Raw genomic sequence first — 20,888 nt, forward strand, 5'->3', positions numbered from 1 at the left:
GTGTGAAAGGGATGCGATGGATGGAGGGTGGTATTAAAAAAAAGGTTCGTAATTGGTGAAGAGCAGAGGTAGGGTGAATTCTGCAACACTCTCCTGACGAGGATTTTGGTTATTCGAATCGCGACGGCCAGCTTGGCCTATTGTGTGGGTCTCTGGCGTTTTAATCCCCTGACGAGGATTTTGGTTATTCGAATCAAACCATACCTGTTGATTAGTGAGTATCATAATCGGCTCCGTTTTAATCCCCTGACGAGGATTTTGGTTATTCGAATTGTGAGTGCTGCTACACGGGCTTTTGCGCCTTACCATCGGTTTTAATCCCCTGACGAGGATTTTGGTTATTCGAATAAAAGACCGCGACGAGCGCGCCTTGATGCGCTCATACGAGAGAAGTTTTAATCCCCTGACGAGGATTTTGGTTATTCGAATGCTTCACCTTCCAAGCACGTCGCACCAACGAGGGTGACGGGTTTTAATCCCCTGACGAGGATTTTGGTTATTCGAATAATTGTTAGCGGGTACGGGTCTAAGAAGCTCAAGCGGTTTTAATCCCCTGACGAGGATTTTGGTTATTCGAATAGGTAGCAGTGGCTACGTTGGAATATTTACAATACGTTTTAATCCCCTGACGAGGATTTTGGTTATTCGAATGTATTATTTATGCAAGGAACCATGAACAACATAATGATGCGTTTTAATCCCCTGACGAGGATTTTGGTTATTCGAATTTTGTTCATTGTAATACTTGAGTAAGTAATTAGCTGTTTTAATCCCCTGACGAGGATTTTGGTTATTCGAATCCTTAAATACATTAACAATATTACTATCTAGATCGTTGGTTTTAATCCCCTGACGAGGATTTTGGTTATTCGAATGTTGATTCACCGTCGGTAATCCGCACGGCAATATCAGTTTTAATCCCCTGACGAGGATTTTGGTTATTCGAATCCTTATGATGCTGGCTAATCCGCAGGGCAAAGCGTTTCTTTTGGGTTTTAATCCCCTGACGAGGATTTTGGTTATTCGAATGGAATTGTCCGCGCCGCATCCATACCATTTATCGAATGGGTTTTAATCCCCTGACGAGGATTTTGGTTATTCGAATCAAGGTTGATGATCTTGTGCTGTGTCGCTTTACAGCACGTTTTAATCCCCTGACGAGGATTTTGGTTATTCGAATAGAAAACCGCTCCATTTTCACAATGGGCTTACTCAAATAAGGTTTTAATCCCCTGACGAGGATTTTGGTTATTCGAATATTCAGTGGTGGCCATGCCAAGGCAGGAATCGCCACAAAGTTTTAATCCCCTGACGAGGATTTTGGTTATTCGAATGCCAATTGAGAACCACAATTCGCCTGCAAGACGGCGTAGCGGTGGGTTTTAATCCCCTGACGAGGATTTTGGTTATTCGAATCGCCGTTGCCACGCGGTGAGGGCTTGCGCCCTTCGCGATTTTGGCCGCGTTTTAATCCCCTGACGAGGATTTTGGTTATTCGAATCTTCTCAACCCTCGATGGGTTGTTAGGCGCAACGGTTTGTTTTAATCCCCTGACGAGGATTTTGGTTATTCGAATTGATAATCAAACTCAGCATCCGCTCGTCGCTTGGCCTCAGTTTTAATCCCCTGACGAGGATTTTGGTTATTCGAATCCTGATCGCAACAATCACGATTCGATAGCCGCCACGGTGGGTTTTAATCCCCTGACGAGGATTTTGGTTATTCGAATGACCAAAGAACGCAACCCCGACCTAATCAGTACCAAGCGGTTTTAATCCCCTGACGAGGATTTTGGTTATTCGAATCAATTGATCAATTGGTGTGCCTATTCGCTTTGCTCGGTTTTAATCCCCTGACGAGGATTTTGGTTATTCGAATCTTGAAGTGCGCCATGCCGAAGTCAAGCCATTTTACGTTTTAATCCCCTGACGAGGATTTTGGTTATTCGAATGTTTGAAGCACAGGCCGAGGCCGCTGCGGACACCTATTGTTTGTTTTAATCCCCTGACGAGGATTTTGGTTATTCGAATGGTTGGCAAGTATGACTTGCTTGATCCCTATCAAATCTTGGTTTTAATCCCCTGACGAGGATTTTGGTTATTCGAATGGTACAGACCCGTGCATAGAAATCCGCGCCAAAATAACAGTTTTAATCCCCTGACGAGGATTTTGGTTATTCGAATATCATCATTGAGCTAGGCTGGCAGGCAACGCCAACGTTTTAATCCCCTGACGAGGAGGGCTGGGCTTAACATAGAATTGGTTCCCTTGCCCGATCCATCAGGGTCGGGGGGCGACACCGATCCGCCGTAGCGCGACACCCATGCCCCAATCGGGGTCGTTTTCGACACCAGGCGACTCGCTATCGGGTACGATACGGGTATCAGATCCAACCATCCCCAGAATAGGAGTCGCTGATGCTGGATCGCATCATACCAAACATCCTTCGTCGCTTCAAGCGCCCTGTGCCCACCGTGCCCGTGTTCGATCGTGCCCTGCTGCCCACCCATCCCCGTCGTCCCTGCCCGCTCTCCATGCCGGATCTCCCCCCCATCATTGCCGCTGATCCCACTGCTGCTGCGGCCCATCAGTGGCTCGCCCCCATTCCGTGGCATGCCCTGCCGCCGCTCAGTGATCGCCCTCGGCCTGGGCCGCGTCCCGCGCCGCGTGCCCCCTTTCTCGCCGCGTTCCTCCTCAAACTCGATCTCCAATTGCCCTCCATGGGGCATCTGCGCCGCTATCTCCTGCGCCATCCCGCCCTCGTCTGGACGCTCGGCTTTCCCCTCCGGCCTGACCCTGCCGCCCCGCTCGGCTTCGATGTCGCCGCCAGTGTCCCGTCGCGTCGTCAGTTTGCCCGTGTCCTGCGCACCTTACCCACGCCCATGCTCAATTTCCTCCGCATGGCGCTCGTGCGGCGCATTCGTGATGCCCTCCCACCGGAGCACCATGCCACCTTCGCCGACACCATTGCGGGTGATACCAAGCACATTTTGGCGTGGGTGAAAGAGAACAATCCCAACCGCTTTGCCCCTGATCGCGCCAAGAAGCAGGTGCAACCCCCCGGTGATCCGGACTGTCGGCTCGGCGTCAAGCGCCGAAGTAACCAGCAGCCGACCCCCACCACCGATGGTCAATCGCCAACCCAGAGTAAGGCCGAAGCCTACTGGGGGTACGCCAGTGGCATTGTCGTCACCCGCACCCCGTTCGGCTCCATCGTGCTTGCCGAACACACCCAACCGATCAATGCGGGCGATATGACCTATTTTGACCCGCTCATGGCGCAGGTGGAGCAGACGCTCGGTCGCCGACCGCGCAATGGCGTGTGGGATGCCGCCTTCGACAGCCAACGGGTCTATACCTACTTCCACACGGCTGGCGGGATGGCGGCGGTTCCGGTGCGCAAGACCAACCAGCCACGGCAGTTTTCGCCCGACGGGTTGCCGCTGTGTGCCGCTGGCTTGGCCATGCCGCAACAGTTTACGTATGCCATGAACACCAATGGCCCGCCACAAGAGCGGGCACGCCATCGCTGTCCGTTGCTGTACCCGACGGCCACCGGCGAGCCATGCCCAACGAACGACAAACATTTTGCGACGGGCGGGTGTGTCACGACGATCGGGACGCAAGTTGGGGCAACGCTGCGCTGGACGATCGATCGTGGGTCAGCGGCCTATAAAGCCTTGTATCGCGAACGCGCGTTGGTTGAACAGATCAACAGCCAAGCGTATGCCTTGGGGATCGAATGGCCAAAACTGCGTCGGCAAAGTGCGGTCGCGGCGTGGACATCCTTAATCTATGTGGTGATTAACCTGCGCGTCGTGCATCGCCAGCAGGGAACACACGACCCGATCCACGACTAACGTGGCATGCGTCTCGTCCGTGAAGCGCCATGGGGATGGCTTGGATGGATGGACGGACGCAGCCGCAGCGATCAGGGAACGGCCACAGCGGCGGATCAGGGATGATCGGTCGGCATGATCGGCTGTCCGCGAATCAGCCAACGCGGCGACGAAGCACGCGGATGGGCTGCCGCTGCGCGGGATGCGGGCAGCATAACGGGCGATGGGTCGGATCGGCCCACAAAAAAACCACGCCGGTGCGTGGTGATCGGCCAGCGGCGGCGCGGATCAGCGAAAAAACCTGCCAAAACCCCTCAGGAATTCGTCCAGCCCTCCTGACGAGGATTTTGGTTATTCGAATATCAGCGAGCCGCAGCGCTCGCGAATAATCGCGGCAATACGTTTTAATCCCCTGACGAGGATTTTGGTTATTCGAATATTTATCTCCATAACTACAGGATTCAATCTTTTCAATCACGGTTTTAATCCCCTGACGAGGATTTTGGTTATTCGAATATACCCCAATTTTCATGGCTTTGCAAGGCCCTAAAACGAACGCTTTGCGCGGTCCGATTTTTTTGGGCATTTTTTGGCGGGTTTTTAAGTAAATTTGCATGTGGATAACTCGCTTTTTGCCCTTCAGAATCGGATCGCGCGGCATTTTATGGACATTAAATTGTGGATAACTTCAGTTTGGCCCACGCTAGAGCCATATTTCAAAAAATATAAATCGTGACGCTGGTTTCAAGCGTTGGCCCATTGCCAACAATTTCGGTGTGCGGCGCGCAAACTCCACACAACCGATAGGTGCGTAAATTATCGCCATCAGCAGGCCGCAACACTTTGTGCAGTTTACCCCGCAGTTTGCTATATTGCTTGGCGGTTAGGTCGCATTCAAAGACGCTATATTGCACCCGTTGACCAAAACCTTCAAGAATTTTGGCAATTCTGGTGCGCCGCTTGTCAACTGCAATATCGTAGGAAATCAAATAGAGCATCGATCCTCCTAGCGTGTTGTCCAAGCTTGATAGCCATTGCCAGTCTGAATTGCCCGCGCTAGTTGGCGCGCTTGCAGTTCGATACAGCGCCAATAACTCACCTTGCCTGGGCGGCCATCTGCGCCATCAGGATGGGTTACTTCGGTACGCATGCGTTCTTCAAACGCAGTAACAAAGCGTTTCTTGCCTTCGCTGCTCAGCAAAATTGGATGCTTTGGGTCGTCGCTGGGGCTAAAATCACTCGCGCTTAGCCGACCATCGCTACAGCAGCGAATCACCAAGGCATCAACTAAAATTGGCCGAAATTCTTCAATCAAATCAAGCACCAACGATGGTCGATTGTAATCTAGTTGATGTAAAAATCCTTGATAGGGATCAAAGCCAACTGCCTGCACGGCTCCTAGGGTTTTGTGCACCAACAGCGTGTAGCCCAACGATAATAAAACATTCACTGGGTCGGTTGGCGGGCGACGATTGCGATTATTAAACATCCATTCTTGATCAAAGAGGCTGCGTAAGCCGCCAAAATAGGCTGCCGAGCCGCTGCCTTCAACTCCGACCAAGGAGCTGATCTTAGTTGTGCGATCAACCCGTTCAATAAAATGTTCAAGCGCTGCGATCGATTCCTGAACGTTGGCATCGACGCTTTGGCGATTGCGCGCAAAGCGTTGCAACACTGCGCGGCAATTGCGTAATTTGCCACTCACACAGGCTTGAGCCATCGCCAAAGCCCATGCTTGGTCATCAGCCCGCCGATATTGCGCGCGCCGCAACGCAACATGGGCGGTTACTTCACCAATCAGTCGCCCATGATAGCGCCCTTGAGTGGTCAAAAACGTTACTTCAATGTGCTGATCAAGCAGGCGTTTGATTGCAGGCGTGCTAAACCCAACATTGCCCATCACCACAATATCTTCAAGTTTGGCCATGGGCACATTGCCCAGCTCTTGATCGGTTTGCCAAATTGCCAGCCGTTCACCGTCACAGCGAATTTCCGCCCCTTGTTCGAGCACATACAGCGTGGCCATTGATGTTTCTCCTTAGCGTTCAACGACGCGGGCGCGGCCTAAACCGCGGGTTGTTCCCGCCCCCACGCCGCTCCAGAAGGCAAAGCGGGCAAGGGTATCAATACACGAACACCAGTAGCGATCGCGCGAGGTAGCGGTGTAGGTGCAGGTGCCAACCGCGCCAATTTGCAAGGCTTGGTTTTTGGTTGGCTCGCGCTGTGAGCGTAATTCAAAATAGCTGGTGGCCATACATTCGCTGGCAAAGCGCTTGACCTCTTCAGGAAAGGTCAGCGGCGCAACCGCATTCCATTTATCAAGCAGGCTGCCAAACACCAAATCAGGCGTTGGCATTGGCTGATTCAGCCCGCGCTGGCGAAACGTCACTGGTGAATGGAATTGCAGCGTCCAGCGTCGCGCAATTGAATCTTGGGCCATGCTGGGAGCCAACAAATCGCTATAGCTGCGCTGGCCAACCCATGGATGTTCATGGTCTTGGCGTAAAATTGCCTCAACCCGCCAAGCACTGCCGTCAAGATCGAATAATTCCAATTGCTCTGGCTGCCAAGCCTGGGCCAGATCTTCCAAAACCGGCGTTAAAAGCGTGACTCGCAAGCCATAATCGTCACTAGTGTTGACCATTGCGAGGTTGGCTTGGGGCTTGAGGCCCAACACATTCGAGACGGTCAGCGGTTTAACTCCAATTTCATCGTGAATTTGCTGAGCTAAATCGGGCTTGGCAGCCTGAATCAGCTTCAAAATGGCGGCATGGGTTGCGCGAGCCAAATTTGGCTGAACACTGGCATTGGCGACGGGCCGAATTTGCATGATTAACGCCGTTGGCATCGTAATATTCCTTATTCTCAAAATTAATCGAGTAATTGAACAATCCATTGATTAATTGCATCATAGGGATTTTGATTTAGCGAACATTGAGTTAATTGTTGATAGCTTTGCTGAATATTGTTCAAAATCGTGTTTACAGTTGCGCCATAAGCTTGTTCGATTTGGGCTTGCGAAACTCCGCCCAAGCTATGAGTAATTTCGTTACGCAATTCGATCAATGGTTGGCATGCTTTGGCTAATTTGAGCACAAGCTGCACGTTTGCATCCTGTGGTGCATAACTACTCAACAATTTTTGTAATCCTGCCTGACCAACGCTAATCTTTTCGATTCGCTGTTGTCGCAGCCAACCTGCATCAACTTTGGCTCCATGCGGATCAGCTTGTCCTTGCCAGTTAATAAATGGAATATTTAAGCGCAAACAAACCAAACGCAAGCTATTTTCAACATAACGTACCAATTGGGTCAGAAAATCGGCATAACTATTGGTTTTCAGGCGAATTTCTGCTAATGCTAGCACTTCCGCCAAAGCATTTTCATGTGATAACGGCGTGAGCGCATTATACAGGCTATGAATTTTTGCATCGTGCACTCCATCGGCCAGGCCAACCAAGCCACGAATTGCCAAAAGCGCTTGCGGCACATCGAGATTGACCCGCGCGGCGGCATGGGCCAGCATGCCCTCAATAACTTTGGCGCTACTTTCGCTCTGCAGATCGGTAAAATAAGGCCGATACAAGCGCCAACTATCGAGCGCAGCATGATATTGAAAGGTTGCTAAATTGGCCTGAATCACTTTACGCAAAGGGCCGCCCAAAATGCGCCGCCCAATCGAGATTGGTTGCGGCAGCGCACTATCGGGGGCGATATAGACTGGCAATGCTCGCTCTTGAAAAATTTCAGTCCCAGTTAATTGTAAAGCAGTTGACATCGCTGGCGTGCCACCAGTTACCTCCAAAATAACTTGGCTTGGCTGAAGTTGCTGGTCGTAGGCTGCAAGCACTGGTTCATAAAAGCGAATCAGCTCATTTTGGTGGATTGGGTTGGCTGAAAGCGCATGGACTAAAATTTGTTCAGGCCGAAATTTCCAGCGTTCAACCAATAACTCGCTGATCAGCTCTGCATCAGCCAGCGTATCAGTGTGTTGATAAGCTGAATTTGTTTGTTGAGTGCCAAATAATAAAATATAATCAAGCGAATCACGCTCAAGATAATCGATAATCTTTTGAATCATCGTTATTTGAATTGAATCTTTAATTGTAGCCTTATGTTCACGCAAATAGCTAATTTTTGACCGATGATTAGCTTCTGCATCATTGGGTAAGCTTCCTGCTGGCACCGTAACATCACGATTACCAATATTGCAAATTAATAATCGACTCATCGTTGCTCCTAGATTAAGCTATAGAGTTTTTCAATTAACACGGTTTGAATCTGCTGAAATGGCGATTCACGGACATCAATCGCGATTTTTGCTAAAATATCGTGTAATAGATCGATTGGGGTTTGTTCTGATTTAAGTTTGAGATGCTTAATAATTTGATCTTCGGAAACGCCCTCAAAACCATGAGCAATCACGCTCTGGTTGCGCATATCGGAGAGATTTGAAAGTTTAATAATAAGTTCACGCAAGCCAGTGTAGATTCCTACCTGTTTTTTTGCCAGATATTTTTGTTGTGGATTTTTCGTCAGAAAATCGAGTAGTGCCAGCAGCACCGGAACTGAAAAATGGCGATAATCAAGCTTATTGCCTGCGAATTGCTTGTTTTCAAGATATTCATGGAGTATTGGATCATCGGCTAAGATTTGATTGAATTTTGCCAGATTCTCAGCTTTATGTGCTTTACTATAATCAGTTGAAATATTGAAGCTGTTTTCAATCACATGGCGTAAGACTGTTTCTTGAAAGCGAAATACTCTTCCAAGAAAGTCGACATAACGTCCGTTAGTATAAGCGATTTGTGCATTATAATACAGCTCAACCAGTAAAAATTCTCGATCAGCATGATTAATATTATAAGCGCTATTTTGGATAGAATGCACTAGATCGCGTAATGAACCATCGACATTAAAATGAACTTGTTCTAAAACGTTCTTTGCTGATTTGAAATCGAAATCTTCACGATACTTAGCATACCACAGCAATTGAATAATATTTTGCTCAACTACGCCTTGAAGCAAGGTAATTGCGCCAAAGAAATTATGTTGCTGAATCAACTGAATTGCCGTGGCAATATTAAATGAATCAAGTAGCTGTTTGCGGATATTCAATGAATATGGAGCTGAACTATGCTCAGACTTATACAAAACAAAACAATTTTCACGAAAACGCGCAATTGCTTTGAATTGTAAGGCATTGTTGAAGGCTTGCGTGCCACCAGCTGCTAATACATAATATTGAGTATTATTTTGATGATTAATTGTGCTTAGCTGCTCACCAAAGGCTTTCATTGCATCATCGTATAAGCTTGGATTAACATTATGAATGGTACGCCGTTCAACTGAACGAATCACATGGCCCCAGCGTTCTGGAAGATAGCGTTCTAAGATTTTACCAAACCACCAAGTATCTTTATCGCGCAAACTAACGCCATAGCGATCGGTGACGCTGGTGGTGGCATTTTCTGCCTGATCGGTGTCAAATAAAATCAAACAATCAAGCACAATTTGATGTTGCTCAAAATAGCGTGCATAGGCATCAATAATTGGGGCGCTGAAGTTATGCTCGCTGTAGGTTTGCCAATGATGCTCGCCTGCTGGCCGTGGTGGGCGAATAATTACGCCGTTTACCGCCACATCGCTATTACCAACATTACATAAAGCAATTTGTCGCATGTGCTGCTCCTGATTCTTAATTCTTACCAGTTGGTCTTTCGATCTCCACCCTTCCGTCCCGCCTCAAGGCGGGAGACGCAGGGGGTTTTCATCCCCCTGCACCCCCTAATATTCACGTTGTGGATTGTTGGTATGGGATGAGCGAACTCTAATTCAGCGTCACTTTGATCCAACCAAATGGCACGCGCAGATTCCCGTTCGTATCGCGGGCGGCGCGGCGTGTTTTGGGAAAGCGATCGCCTTCGCGATATTCTTTGCGAGTAAGCCGATAGCGTTGCATGAGCTTGGCGAGTTGCGGTGTTTTGATCACGTCGCCAAGCGTTTTGCTCTTCCAGCCTGTGCCCCAGCCAATATCGATGAAAAAGCAATTCTCAGGAGCAGTATTGGCCTGTTGTTCAAGGTTGCTAAAGAATTGCTGCACATGCTCGCCTTCGCGGCGATTCATCCAGAAGGTCAATTCTTGTTGAATGCGGGCGATTCCTTGCTCGCGCCAAGCTTGTTTTAATGCTTCAAAACTAAATCCTTGCTCGTGCACGCCAAAATGCTTGGCCTGCGTTTCTAAGATATAGTCGTCGAATTTGATCCGCGCTTGTAAGGTCATGCGTGGCTTAATCGCCTCTAAATCGAGCGGAATCCCTTGATTGGCAGCGGGAAAAACCACAGCGTTGTAGAGCCGCAACGAATCGTCGGGCGCTGCTTGGCTATCGCTCACCTGAATTGCCCGAAAGAGATCGTAATTGGGTACTTGGGCTGGGCGTGGCGCTTTTGGGCTAAGTAAGCGGGCTTCTTGGCCTTGAAACGCCCACTCACGCCGATCATTGAGCCGATCCAAATCCAAGCTGAGGTTGCGTTGTTGATATTGTTGGCGTACCCACGCGCTGCGCAAAGCTCCTTTGAGGCTGCTACCTGGAATATAAGGCGCGTTTGTCCATTGTTTGATTGCAGGCCGCATGGTTTCTAGCTTTGAAACACCCTCAAGTTTGTAATAATACAGTTCTGGGTGCTTGCTCAGCTGCTCGGCTGTTACCAAGCTGCCTAAATCGGGAGCGTTTAAGATTTGTTGATAGTAACGATCGTTGGGATTTTCGGGTAACATTGCTTCGAGCACGGCATCGATGTTGAGCATATACAGCGTTTTGCCGAAGATTGCAAAATCGATATTGCGCCGTAAATCTGGCCCGCCAGCGCCGATATGTACTGGCGAGAGGGTTTCAATGGTTAGTGAATGGACGCTCATTGCTCGCCTCCTAGGCTACAGCCAACCGTGAGCGCCAGCCCATGCCGCCAGACTGGGTGGCTTACGCCAGCAATGTGGTTGTCGTAGGTTGGGGCCACATCGACGCTTGCTCCAACAATCGAATGCGCTAGCCCTGCACGATTCAAGCGCGAGCCAACCCCAATCATCCAAATTGCTTTGCGGCGCTGGGCTTTGGCTGCTGGCGAATACATCCAGCCAGTCACATCCTCTAGGCTGTAGGCTGCTGGCTCGGCCAAAACGCCTGCGGCAAGCTCGGCAGCACTTGGCAAATAGCGCGAAAGCACAATCACCGAATCGCTGGTGGCGGCTGGCAAATTGAGGGTTTCGGTTTGCAAGACTGGCTCAAATTGGCCAACGCCTTTGCTGCGCCGCCCGCCCAGCCCATCGATCCCAACCTGCACCAAGAGCTGCATGAGGTGCTGCATATCGCCAAGTGCCAAAATGGCTAAGCCACAGCCTGGCGCAAAACGCACTTGGCCGGTTTCATAATAGGCCGAGGCGTTGCTCCAACGATCGACCGCCACATGCGGAATCGAATCGATTTTCCAAAGTGGCTTTTCTGCATCACGTTGGCTGGCCTTGAATTCAGTTGTGCTAACCAACACGCTGCCATGTTGTAAGCTCACGCCATTAGCTGGCTGAAAATAATGACTCAACGAGCGGGTTCCGGCCAGCAGATTAATAAAAATCTCGCTGGAGATAAAGCGAACTTTTTTGAATTTTTTGCGCTCACCTGGCTTTTGCTCATCGCTAGGCAACGGCGGTAGCATTGGCACTGGCAAGAGTTGAATGCCATCGACATACGGAAAGCACGACGAGATCGTGAATGGTGGATTGCCAGGCGCAGCAACCCAACGATGGCTTTGTTGCAAGGCCTGCCAAAACAACGCCGCATACAGCGTATCCGATGGGCAGGTTTCGCTGACAATTTCCATGTCGATGCCTTGCATGCCAAAGTGAAACGCGCCTTGAGGCTGGAGCCGAATTAGATTAAATTCCATGCTGCTCTCCTCTTATTTGGCAGCGTAGCCTTGAGCCGCCCACAATGCCCGCAGCTCAGCCAACGATTCGAGTTTGTGTTTGTCGAATACTGGTTTTTCGTGGTGATTGAAGCTGAGCACAAGGTTTTTGAAGGCAACTTGGCCGCTGCCACGCGCACCTTGGCCGCCCAAATAATCTTCTTCAACCAACTCCAACCCACGAATGACGGTGTTGAATAGCTCGGTATCTTGATCGTTGTAGAGCGTGAAAGTCAACGCGCCGTCGAAAATTGCCCCAGCCGGAACCCGCTCTTGCTGGCGTGGAGTGGCCGCTGAGGTTACGCGATCGATTGCCGCTTCCCATTTAACTTCGGTGTAGGGCAAATCGGTGCGCGCATCGCGAAATGCGTCGCGAGTGTGTTGGCTCAAAGCTGCATCGCGCACAATCAGGCGGGTTGGCTCGGTCAGAAAATCAGCAGCAGGAATACCAAAAATGTGTAAAACAGGGCTATTATCGTATTCGGCTTGGGTTTTGGCCGAATGAATTGATACATCGCGGCCAATTGAAACATTTTGGGCCAAGCCATACAATTTTTCCAATTGCGAGCGCATTTTGCCGCGTAACGACGAGCCAGGAACGTAGGGTTCGTTGCTAAATGGATTGCGAATAACCGGATTATCGACGTTGCCAATGGCCAAGGTGCCTGCTGCGCCGCCAATGTGCAAGCCAGTTAAGGCATGAATTTCAAAATTGACGAAAATGCGGCCAACAATTTTGATTTTTGGTGTTTGATCTGACATAATGAATCTTCCTCACGCTGGATAAATTAATAGTTGCAACAAATATTTATTGACCGCCAAATGCGCGATGATAGGCCAAAATTGCTTCAAAGAAATCGACAAAGTTGCGGAAGCGTTGATAATAATTATCTGGGCTAGAATTTTTTGCTCCCATTACCAATTTAATTGCTGGAGTTAATTCATCGCTGAGGGCTTGGACTGCGCCGCCGCGTTCGCGTTTGGCTTGATAGGCGAGTCGTGGTTGGAGCAAGGCAAATTCACGTTGGGCACGGCGCACAGCATCAGGCCGTTGCTGCTGCAAACTGGGCATCACCCAATCCATCTCGATGCGGCGCACTGTGCCGAAAATACCGCGAATTTGGCTGGTCGTTAGACGAGCATAGGCTAGGCGGGAGCCAATTTTTTGCGCAGCTTCGACTAATTTTTCAATATCATCGCCAGCAATAATTGCTTCGCGTTCTTGTTCGCTAATCTCAGGCATATTAATCTCCTTGCTCACGAATTAATAATTGAGTCCAACGGGCGGCGAGGCCAAGTTGCTCGATGGTGCGCAGGCTGATCCGATCAGGATCATCAAAGCCAGTAAACAGGGTCGCATCGATTTTGAGCAATAAGTCCTTGAGCTGCTGATTGTTTTTGTGGCGCTCGCGAATGCGGGCCAATTGATATTTGCCATGCCAAATCCAGGGGCCATAGGCGGTCTGTTTTTTGCCCGACTCGCGGCGTTTTTGGCCGTGCTCGTGATATTGGCTATACAACTCCATCAGCACTTGGAGAAGCGAGCGCACCATGCCATGTTCTGCTTGGTAGAGTTGCCATAATTCCTGATGCCAAGCCACAAGCGCCGGATAGGCTTCCCAAGCAATTGTTTGATCGAGGAAAGTCAAGGCATTTTTGTTCATTGCTTTGCGTGGCGCAGCATCCTTGGCTTCGTCAAGCGCTTGGTGAGCCAGTTTGGCCGCTTGATATAAAGGAAACTTCTTAGTGTGCAGGCTCAATCCCGCTGAAACATGGATTAATGGGTTATGGCCGGTATAGCGTTGCAAATCGTGCTGAATGCGATTTGCAATGTGTGGCAGCACATCCCAGCCACCAACCACAAACAGATCATCGCCACCAGAATAGACACTGTAGATCTGCTCGTTCTGGGTTTGATCGGCTTGGTAGATTGACGTAATGAGTTGTTGATCGCGGCAGATTTCGCCGACCCAGCCTTCGAAAAAGCGTGAGAAGGCGGCGCTGAGGCTCGAAATGCGGGCTAATGACGATTTGGCAAGGCTATAGCCGAAAATATCGCCAAGATCGTCAACATCCATGCGCAGCACCCCAAAGCGCTTAATCCCGCGACTGGCATCGGCAAGCTGATCAAACGATTTGACCGCGCCATTAGGCTGTTTTGGTGTAACATTGACGATTGGGCGAACGCTGAAAACATGCTGGCGGTATTGGCTACGTAGCTCAGTTAACAGGTTCAGATCGTCGGCAAATGGGCGAATGATTTGCACGTGGAGCGAGCTATTGCTATTTTTTTCGAGATACTTGAGTAATTCATTGTAGCTGGCACAAATCTCGACTTGTGTGCCCAGCGCCGCCAAAATATCCTTTGATGAGGCGCGGCCAGTGACCGTACTAAGCTTGGAATCTGGGCGACTGATGCAGAGAAATTGGGCATCGTGCAAGCTAAAGCCAAGCTTAATTGTGCTTTCGCAGAGCAAACAAAGCTTGCCTTCTTCTTCATCGGGCTTAAAGAGCTGGCTTGGCCCCATATAGCCACAGGTTGCACAGCGATCTTCCTCGTTGCCGCGATGGCCGCGCGGTGTGAACAGGTTTGATTGGATTGTTTGCGGATCAAGGGTTGCAAACCGCCGGCGTTTATCAGCTGTCACATGATCGTTGACTGCACGAAATAAGGCTCCAAAATCGTGATCTGCATCGACGATTTTGGCCGCACCCAAGGCAACATACAATTCGCCATCGTGTGCGCTGAGCAAAAATTGACCAAGCTCACGTCGCCATTGAGCGATGTGTGCGGCGCATTCAGCTGGCACGATGGCATAAAAACGCCCGCCGCCGCTGTAGAGCAAATTGCTGCTTGGCATGCCTGCTTGGGCCAAAACCCAGCCAGCAAGTGCTTCGGTGAGCATTTGCAAATAGAACGAGCGCCCACGTAGGCTTTTGGCCGCCCGATTGGCCGCGATGGTGTAGATAAAATCTTGCACGCCGGAAATATCGCCGCCGACCAATAACGCCTGATCGCCAGCTGCTGCCAAGGCAGCCTTGGTGCGTGCATAATCATAGAGCGACACCACCGGATCGACAGGCTCGTTCTGGCTCGTTTGGTAGCTGACCGCCCACGCATAATCCTGAAAGATGCTGAGCATTTGGGCTAACCGAGTGCTTTGCTTGTCACTACACTGGTCAATTGCGCGTGTGAATTCGGCTAGCAACGAAGCCGGAACCTGGATCTGTTCGCGGACTGGAAAAAGCGCTGTTTCGCTCAGGCTAAAGCGTTGCGCTTGCAGAAAGTAGGGCGCTGAAGCTGGCTCGGTCGCTGAGCTAATTTGGTTGAAGATTGATTCTAGTGGCGTATTTGACCAAGCCTTGACCGAGTTTGTCATACTCTTCAATGCCCGTATGACTAGGGGATCACTCATACAACCTCCTTGTTGAACACTCACGATGCACTTACTCTAGCTGATAGGTAGGTGCATATATGTGCGCAAAATAAACGAATATCCGTTCGATTTAACGCCCATGGTTTAAATTGATGCAATTAAACTTGCGTTTTTGCAGTTGGCTGAAATTAAGGAGCTATTGTAGATATGTAGGTATTTTTTGCTTACTGCTATGAATGCTTGATTGAGGCAATAAAAAAGCCCTGTAGTACAGGGGATGAGGAACGTATAGGCCATGTGGCTAGATGCTAATAGGAATATGCGCTGCATTAATTGTTAGGTAGGCCGTAAGCTGGCGCTGGCATACTATGGTCAAATCCTTCCTCCTCACACACACTCTTCTCTCCTACAAGCGGCCCAACTGGGCCGTTTGTAGTTTTAGCGTGCTAAGACTAAGCAATCGTGGGGCGCAAAGTTGACGACCACAGCCTCGCCGCGATTGGGCAATCTGCTCACGTTGGTGTCGTTGAATACATCGACAAACAGCAAGTGTTGCTCAACTTCAACATGAAAGCGCACAATCGGCCCAAGCAACATCTGCTCTTTAACCACGCCATGGAGTTGATTTTGGCTGACTGCCCCATTGAGGCTGAGCCGTTCAGGCCGCAAGGCTACTTGGACTGTTGTGCCTTGCAAGGCTGCATCGAAACTATCGCTGACCTCAAATTGCTGGCTGCCAAATTGTAAAATGCCGCGCTTTGCATCGTGTAACGTTGCTTCAAGCGTGTTGAGCGTGCCAACAAACTGGGCTACAAAGCTGGTTTTGGGGTTGTTGTAGATTTCGGCTGGCGTGCCAAGTTGCTCAACTTCGCCTTTTTGCATAATCAACACCCGATCTGAAAGCGAAAGCGCCTCTTCTTGATCGTGGGTAACATAAATTGCGGTGATGCCAAGCTCACGCTGAATGGCGCGAATATCTTGGCGCAACGAAACCCGAATCTTGGCATCAAGCGCCGAAAGTGGCTCGTCGAGCAACAAAACTTGGGGCCGAATTGCCAAGGCGCGGGCTAGCGCAACCCGTTGTTGTTGACCACCAGAAAGTTGATGTGGATAGCGGTTGGCAAATTCTTGCATATGAATAATTGCCAGCATTTCATCAACCCGCTGCTGGATTGCCTGCTTGCTCAATTTGGCAATCTGCAAGCCATAACCAATATTTTGGGCCACGCTCATATTGGGAAACAGCGCATACGATTGAAATACAATCCCAATTTTGCGTTTGCTTGGCGGAGTTCTGGTTATATCAGCGCCGTCGATTTTAATTGAGCCGCCGCTGGGAGCTTCAAAGCCAGCGATCATGCGCAAAGTTGTGGTTTTGCCACAGCCGCTGGGGCCGAGCACCGACAAAAATTCGCCGCGCTCAACCGCCAAATTCAAGGGCGAAACCACGGTTGTTGGGCCAAATTGCTTGGTTAAATTGTGTAATTCGATAAAAGCCATAACGTTTCCTTAGTGGGTTCCACCAAATTGAGTTTGTTGCTGATCTTTGCTATTGAACAAGAGCACAATCCCAAAAATGACCCAAGTGAGGGCAAAACTGATGATGGTTAAAGCTGCTGGCTCGTAGGCTTTGTTTTGGCTAATTCGCGCTAAATAGGGGCCGAACGCTGGCCAAGCCAGATATTGGGCCAAAGTTAATTCGCCGAGCACCGTGGCAAAGGTCAAAAATGCGCCATTAACCAATGCGCCGCGAATATTCGGCACAATCACCTGCCAAATAATGCGAGGCCAGCCAGCACCAAGGCTTTGGGCGGCTTCGGTCAGGGTTTTGACGTTGGTGGCACGCAGGCCAGCATCAATTGCCCGATACATATACGGCAGCGCCAGCACCATATAGCCTGCGATCAACAAGCCACGACTTTGCACCAAAATCACTGGCGGGCGACTGTAGGATTTGATCAAGCCAAACACCAAAACAATCGGCGGAATCACAAACGGCATCAATGAAACTAACTCGATCAAACGGTGCAAGCGTGGATGGCGCAAATAGGCCCAATAGACCGTTGGCACTAGCAAAAGCATGCTCGCGATAATTGTCAGCAAGGCCATTAATGCTGAAAATCTGAAGGTTGCGTAAAAGCTGCTATCTTCAAAAACCCGTTGATAGGCAGTAAATCCCAACGTGTCTTTTTTGGCGCGCAACGAAAAGAGAAAGGTCGCGATCAGTGGCAACAAGAAATAGCTTGTGCCAAGCACAATAAACAGCCAAGCGATCAGTGAAGGACGTTTTTTCATTGCAACCACCGTGCCGATCGGCGTTGAAGCCAGCTATAGAGCACCAAAACGAGGGTCATAATCAGCATCATGCCAAATGCTAGTGCATAGCCCAAATTGGGATTATGCAAAATATCGCCCTGAATTTGCGCGCCAATCATAATTGGTACAATATTCAACGAGCCGCCAGTGAGTGCATAGGCGGTGGCATACGCGCCAAAGGCATTGCCAAAGAGTAAAACAACCGTGCTCAGCAGCGCCGGAGTTAAAATTGGCAAGGCCACGCTACGCCAATAATAGCTACCAGAAGCCCCTAAGCTTTCAGCAGCTTCGCGCCATTGCGGGCGCAAGGCCTCAAAAGCTGGCGTGAGAATGAGCACTACCAAGGGGATTTGAAAATACAAATAGGTCGCGCTCAAGCCCCAAAAGCTATACAGATTAAAGCCCTTGTCATAGAGATTAAAGCCCAAATCTTTGAGCAAGACCGTGACAAAGCCAACCCGCCCCAAGGTTGCGATAAAGGCAAAGGCCAAAGGCACGCCAGCAAAGTTCGAGGCCACGCCAGAAAAGGGAATCAAAAAGGCACGCACAAAGCGCGGCAAGCGCCCCAGCACCATGGCCCACGCCAACAAACCGCCAACCAAAGTTCCAAGCAAGGCCGTAACTCCGCTGACCTGCATACTGAGCAGATAGGCGTTGACAATGCTTGGCTGGCTCAGATCGGCGATATTTTGCAGCGTGAAGTTGCCTTGGTTATCCTGAAAACTGCCGATAACCAGTGAGGCCGACGGCAGCAGCAAAAAGGCACAGGCAAAGAGGAAAAACGGCACTGTGCCCAGCCAACTCCAATTAATGCGACGAAGGTCGAGGCGCGGCGATTGCGCACCCCGACCACGTTCTGAAGCTTGTTCTGCCACAGAGAGGCGATCCTTCCTTAATTATTCCTTGACATCGACGTTGACGGTTGTATCCCAGCCATCGACAATTACTTTCTTGGCTGCTTCGAGTTGGGCCAAGGTTGGGAAGACGGCGTTGGCATAGAGTTCGGCTGCTGGCAATTTATCGGCAATTTCAGCTGGAATCACATTCCGACCAACCAAATCGTTGTAGCGCACTGGGTGACCGCCACCTTTGAGCCACGTCAATTGGCCTTCATCCGAGTAGAGGTATTCCATCCACAATTTGGCAGCGTTTGGATGCGGAGCATAGGCGCTGATTGCTTGCACATACACGCCACCAAGCACGCCAGATTTTGGCACAACCACTTCAATTTCGGGGTTGCCGCCCAACTCATCGCGAGCGCTAATCGCCAAGTAGTCCCAAGTGATCATAATTGGGGTTTCGCCTTGAGCCAAGGTGCCTTGCTTGGCAATAACTGGCACAAAGTTGCCTGCTTGGTTCAATTTGCTGAAGAAATCCAAGCCTGGTTGGACGTTATCCAAGCTGCCGCCATTGGCGAGGGCTGCGGCATAAACCGACTGAATCGCCAAGTTTGAGACCCGTGGATCGCCTGCCAAAGCAACTTGGCCTTTGTATTCGGGCTTCAAGAGGTCGGCCCAATCTTGAGGCACATTTTTGACCCCATCTTTGTTGACAGCAAACGCCAACACGCCATAGTAATCGCCGAACCAATAGCCTTCGGGGTCTTTCAACTCATTGGGAATTGTGTCCCAAGTTGAAACTTTGTAGGGTTGGAGCAAGTTTTCTTGCTTAGCAGATGGGCCAAACGCAAAGCCAACATCAATTACGTCGGGAGCTTGCGGGCCTTTGTTATCTTTATTGGCCTTGATGGCTTCGATTTCATCGCCCGAACCAGCATCAGGATTGAGTTCGTTGATTTTGATGCCATATTTTTTCGAGAAATTTTCAATCATTTCGCCATAGTTGAGCCAGTTGTGGGGCAAGGCGATGACGGTTAATTCGCCTTCAGCTTTGGCGGCTGCAATCAACGTATCCATTGCTGATGATGTACCACCTGTGCCGGTAGTTGGAACAGCAGTATTTTCGCTGACAGCTGAGCCACAGGCCGTAATCATCAAGGAAACGATCATACATAAGGCTGCTAATTTAGCAGCGCGGAGCCGAAAAGCGCCAAGCTTCGATTGAGCCATGGGGTAAATCTCCTAGCAAGCTAGACCATGATGCATGAAAATCGGTTGGTTTTTTGACGAGTGTAACCACAAAAATGGGCTGGATTGATTCTATGGGGGCTGATTTATCGTACTATAACATATTTGTAATATTTTGGTTAAGAACAGCTCATCCTTTAAAGAACTAGCCACCAATCTTGCAAGATCTGGTATGATACAACGCCGTAGAGCAATGCAGCTCACTCACTGCAACGACGCACAACCCTGCAACCCTGAAGGATTAAGTTGACTGATGAATTGCCTCGGTGAGGGCCGTTCATCCTTCATCCTTCACCCTTCATCCTTACATTTGGAGGCTTTATGCGGTTAATTTTGGTGCGCCACGGTGAGAGTGAGTGGAATAAAATCGGTCGCTATCAAGGCCAAGAAGATGCGCCATTGAGCGAACTCGGCCAACAACAAGCCCAAGCCTTAGCCCAACGCCTCAAGCGCGAAAAGCTTGATGTGATTTACGCCAGCCCCTTGCAACGCGCCAACAACACAGCCCGCGCGATTGCCGAATTCCACCCAGATGTGCCATTTATCGACGAACCAGCCTTGCTTGAAATTCATCACGGCGATTGGCAAGGGCTCTATAGCCCCGATGTAAAAGCCCAATATGGTGCCGAATTACGTGAGTGGCAATATTTTCCCACCCGCTCGCAAATGCCCAATGGCGAAAGCTTCTCCAACATTCTTAAGCGCGTGATCGATTTTAAAGAACGGGTTTTGAGCGAACGCGCCAATCAAACCGTTGTTTTTTCAACCCACGATGTGGTTGTGAAGATTTTGGTTGCCGATGCCTTAGGCATCAATATGGATCGGATCAACCGCCTGTGGATTACCAATGCTTCGATTAGCGTGATCGAATATGGCGAAGATTTGCCCTATTTGGTGAGTTTGAGCGAAGCCTGCCACCTTGGTAAATTGGCCACCGTGCGCGAAAACCAAACCGCCCTTTAATTTTCTCACCCACCCCAAGCCCTCTCTTGCGCCGCAGGAGAGGGTTTTTTTGATTGAATGTTCTAGGATTTAGTATCACGGGAACCGCGAAGCGCACGAAGGAGGCGAAGGGGAGAAGGCTATTGGCTATTGGCTCTTGGCTATCAGAAAATCATCGGGGTTGGCAACATAGGGTGGCACAGCACGGGATCCTGATCCCCAGCCCCTGACCCCCGACCCCTCGTACAAAAACTCCCTGCGTCTCCCGCCTGGAGGTTTAAGGGCGGACAGGTTGAGGAATAGCTATCAATAGATGTTAGGCCATTTCCAAGCCCAGTCGTCTGCCCCGCATCACCGTCGTTGCCCAGC

Annotated in this window: 17 protein-coding genes and 1 CRISPR repeat array; of the genes, 2 read left to right on the plus strand and 15 right to left on the minus strand. The window is 49.9% G+C overall.

Annotated elements, in window-relative coordinates:
• Nucleotides 1–82 precede the first annotated feature (82 nt).
• Nucleotides 83–2,183: direct repeats of the CRISPR family, unit length 37 nt; unit sequence GTTTTAATCCCCTGACGAGGATTTTGGTTATTCGAAT.
• 234 nt (nucleotides 2,184–2,417) lie between these two features.
• Nucleotides 2,418–3,860: a transposase gene (locus JOD20_RS25435; protein WP_204757979.1), complete on the plus strand. Its 1,443-nt coding sequence runs from the start codon at nucleotides 2,418–2,420 to the stop codon at nucleotides 3,858–3,860.
• Between the two features lie 133 nt (nucleotides 3,861–3,993).
• On the opposite strand, the gene JOD20_RS25440 is transcribed toward JOD20_RS25435, so the two are convergent.
• From JOD20_RS25440 to JOD20_RS25510, 15 genes are all read right to left on the minus strand, one after another.
• Nucleotides 3,994–4,455: a hypothetical protein gene (locus JOD20_RS25440; protein WP_204757980.1), complete on the minus strand. Its 462-nt coding sequence runs from the start codon at nucleotides 4,453–4,455 to the stop codon at nucleotides 3,994–3,996.
• Nucleotides 4,456–4,555: 100 nt separating this feature from the next.
• Entirely contained in the window at nucleotides 4,556–4,837 is a 282-nt protein-coding gene (gene cas2 / locus JOD20_RS25445) for a CRISPR-associated endonuclease Cas2 (RefSeq protein WP_204757981.1), read from the minus strand.
• A gap of 8 nt (nucleotides 4,838–4,845) precedes the next feature.
• Complete coding sequence (gene cas1, locus JOD20_RS25450) at nucleotides 4,846–5,865, minus strand: CRISPR-associated endonuclease Cas1 (RefSeq protein ID WP_204757982.1); 1,020 nt, start codon at nucleotides 5,863–5,865, stop codon at nucleotides 4,846–4,848.
• 12 nt (nucleotides 5,866–5,877) lie between these two features.
• Nucleotides 5,878–6,687, minus strand: a complete 810-nt coding sequence (gene cas6, locus JOD20_RS25455) for a CRISPR system precrRNA processing endoribonuclease RAMP protein Cas6 (protein WP_204757983.1) — start codon at nucleotides 6,685–6,687, stop codon at nucleotides 5,878–5,880.
• A 23-nt stretch (nucleotides 6,688–6,710) separates the two neighbouring features.
• A complete protein-coding gene (locus tag JOD20_RS25460) occupies nucleotides 6,711–8,069 on the minus strand; it encodes a hypothetical protein (RefSeq protein ID WP_204757984.1) in 1,359 nt (452 codons plus the stop codon).
• Between the two features lie 8 nt (nucleotides 8,070–8,077).
• Nucleotides 8,078–9,520, minus strand: a complete 1,443-nt coding sequence (locus JOD20_RS25465; protein WP_204757985.1) for a hypothetical protein — start codon at nucleotides 9,518–9,520, stop codon at nucleotides 8,078–8,080.
• A gap of 148 nt (nucleotides 9,521–9,668) precedes the next feature.
• On the minus strand, nucleotides 9,669–10,757 hold the full coding sequence (gene csm5 / locus JOD20_RS25470) for a type III-A CRISPR-associated RAMP protein Csm5 (protein ID WP_204757986.1): 1,089 nt from the start codon (nucleotides 10,755–10,757) through the stop codon (nucleotides 9,669–9,671).
• Nucleotides 10,754–11,779 carry a type III-A CRISPR-associated RAMP protein Csm4 gene (csm4, locus tag JOD20_RS25475; RefSeq protein WP_204757987.1) on the minus strand — a complete coding sequence of 342 codons (1,026 nt, stop codon included), beginning with the start codon at nucleotides 11,777–11,779 and terminating at the stop codon, nucleotides 10,754–10,756. The genes csm5 and csm4 overlap by 4 nt, the downstream gene beginning before the upstream one ends.
• Before the next feature lie 12 nt (nucleotides 11,780–11,791).
• Nucleotides 11,792–12,559: a type III-A CRISPR-associated RAMP protein Csm3 gene (csm3, locus tag JOD20_RS25480; protein WP_204757988.1), complete on the minus strand. Its 768-nt coding sequence runs from the start codon at nucleotides 12,557–12,559 to the stop codon at nucleotides 11,792–11,794.
• 46 nt (nucleotides 12,560–12,605) lie between these two features.
• Nucleotides 12,606–13,040 carry a type III-A CRISPR-associated protein Csm2 gene (gene csm2 / locus JOD20_RS25485; RefSeq protein WP_204757989.1) on the minus strand — a complete coding sequence of 145 codons (435 nt, stop codon included), beginning with the start codon at nucleotides 13,038–13,040 and terminating at the stop codon, nucleotides 12,606–12,608.
• A 1-nt stretch (nucleotide 13,041) separates the two neighbouring features.
• Entirely contained in the window at nucleotides 13,042–15,213 is a 2,172-nt protein-coding gene (gene cas10, locus JOD20_RS25490; protein ID WP_204757990.1) for a type III-A CRISPR-associated protein Cas10/Csm1, read from the minus strand.
• 399 nt (nucleotides 15,214–15,612) lie between these two features.
• On the minus strand, nucleotides 15,613–16,674 hold the full coding sequence (locus JOD20_RS25495; RefSeq protein ID WP_204757991.1) for an ABC transporter ATP-binding protein: 1,062 nt from the start codon (nucleotides 16,672–16,674) through the stop codon (nucleotides 15,613–15,615).
• 9 nt (nucleotides 16,675–16,683) lie between these two features.
• Nucleotides 16,684–17,469 carry an ABC transporter permease gene (locus tag JOD20_RS25500; RefSeq protein ID WP_204757992.1) on the minus strand — a complete coding sequence of 262 codons (786 nt, stop codon included), beginning with the start codon at nucleotides 17,467–17,469 and terminating at the stop codon, nucleotides 16,684–16,686.
• Nucleotides 17,466–18,365 carry an ABC transporter permease subunit gene (locus JOD20_RS25505; protein ID WP_204757993.1) on the minus strand — a complete coding sequence of 300 codons (900 nt, stop codon included), beginning with the start codon at nucleotides 18,363–18,365 and terminating at the stop codon, nucleotides 17,466–17,468. The genes JOD20_RS25500 and JOD20_RS25505 overlap by 4 nt, the downstream gene beginning before the upstream one ends.
• A gap of 21 nt (nucleotides 18,366–18,386) precedes the next feature.
• The gene (locus JOD20_RS25510) at nucleotides 18,387–19,499 is read right to left on the minus strand and encodes an ABC transporter substrate-binding protein (RefSeq protein WP_420828965.1); all 1,113 of its coding nucleotides are present in this window, start codon (nucleotides 19,497–19,499) and stop codon (nucleotides 18,387–18,389) included.
• Between the two features lie 399 nt (nucleotides 19,500–19,898).
• Here JOD20_RS25510 and JOD20_RS25515 point away from each other — a divergent pair, with 399 nt between their 5' ends.
• Entirely contained in the window at nucleotides 19,899–20,540 is a 642-nt protein-coding gene (locus JOD20_RS25515) for a histidine phosphatase family protein (RefSeq protein ID WP_204757995.1), read from the plus strand.
• Nucleotides 20,541–20,888: the final 348 nt, after the last annotated feature.

Source organism: Herpetosiphon giganteus (genome assembly GCF_016907925.1).
GTDB lineage: Bacteria > Chloroflexota > Chloroflexia > Chloroflexales > Herpetosiphonaceae > Herpetosiphon > Herpetosiphon giganteus.

Coding starts and splice junctions, on each gene's coding strand:
- JOD20_RS25515 (WP_204757995.1), top strand. CDS start 19,899: ATGCGGTTAATTTTGGTGCGCCACGGTGAGAGTGAGTGGAATAAAATC.
- csm3 (WP_204757988.1), bottom strand. CDS start 12,559: ATGTCAGATCAAACACCAAAAATCAAAATTGTTGGCCGCATTTTCGTC.
- JOD20_RS25500 (WP_204757992.1), bottom strand. CDS start 17,469: ATGAAAAAACGTCCTTCACTGATCGCTTGGCTGTTTATTGTGCTTGGC.
- csm2 (WP_204757989.1), bottom strand. CDS start 13,040: ATGCCTGAGATTAGCGAACAAGAACGCGAAGCAATTATTGCTGGCGAT.
- csm5 (WP_204757986.1), bottom strand. CDS start 10,757: ATGAGCGTCCATTCACTAACCATTGAAACCCTCTCGCCAGTACATATC.
- JOD20_RS25495 (WP_204757991.1), bottom strand. CDS start 16,674: ATGGCTTTTATCGAATTACACAATTTAACCAAGCAATTTGGCCCAACA.
- csm4 (WP_204757987.1), bottom strand. CDS start 11,779: ATGGAATTTAATCTAATTCGGCTCCAGCCTCAAGGCGCGTTTCACTTT.
- cas6 (WP_204757983.1), bottom strand. CDS start 6,687: ATGCCAACGGCGTTAATCATGCAAATTCGGCCCGTCGCCAATGCCAGT.
- cas2 (WP_204757981.1), bottom strand. CDS start 4,837: ATGCTCTATTTGATTTCCTACGATATTGCAGTTGACAAGCGGCGCACC.
- JOD20_RS25460 (WP_204757984.1), bottom strand. CDS start 8,069: ATGAGTCGATTATTAATTTGCAATATTGGTAATCGTGATGTTACGGTG.
- JOD20_RS25440 (WP_204757980.1), bottom strand. CDS start 4,455: ATGCAAATTTACTTAAAAACCCGCCAAAAAATGCCCAAAAAAATCGGA.
- JOD20_RS25435 (WP_204757979.1), top strand. CDS start 2,418: ATGCTGGATCGCATCATACCAAACATCCTTCGTCGCTTCAAGCGCCCT.
- cas1 (WP_204757982.1), bottom strand. CDS start 5,865: ATGGCCACGCTGTATGTGCTCGAACAAGGGGCGGAAATTCGCTGTGAC.
- JOD20_RS25510 (WP_420828965.1), bottom strand. CDS start 19,499: ATGATCGTTTCCTTGATGATTACGGCCTGTGGCTCAGCTGTCAGCGAA.
- JOD20_RS25465 (WP_204757985.1), bottom strand. CDS start 9,520: ATGCGACAAATTGCTTTATGTAATGTTGGTAATAGCGATGTGGCGGTA.
- cas10 (WP_204757990.1), bottom strand. CDS start 15,213: ATGAGTGATCCCCTAGTCATACGGGCATTGAAGAGTATGACAAACTCG.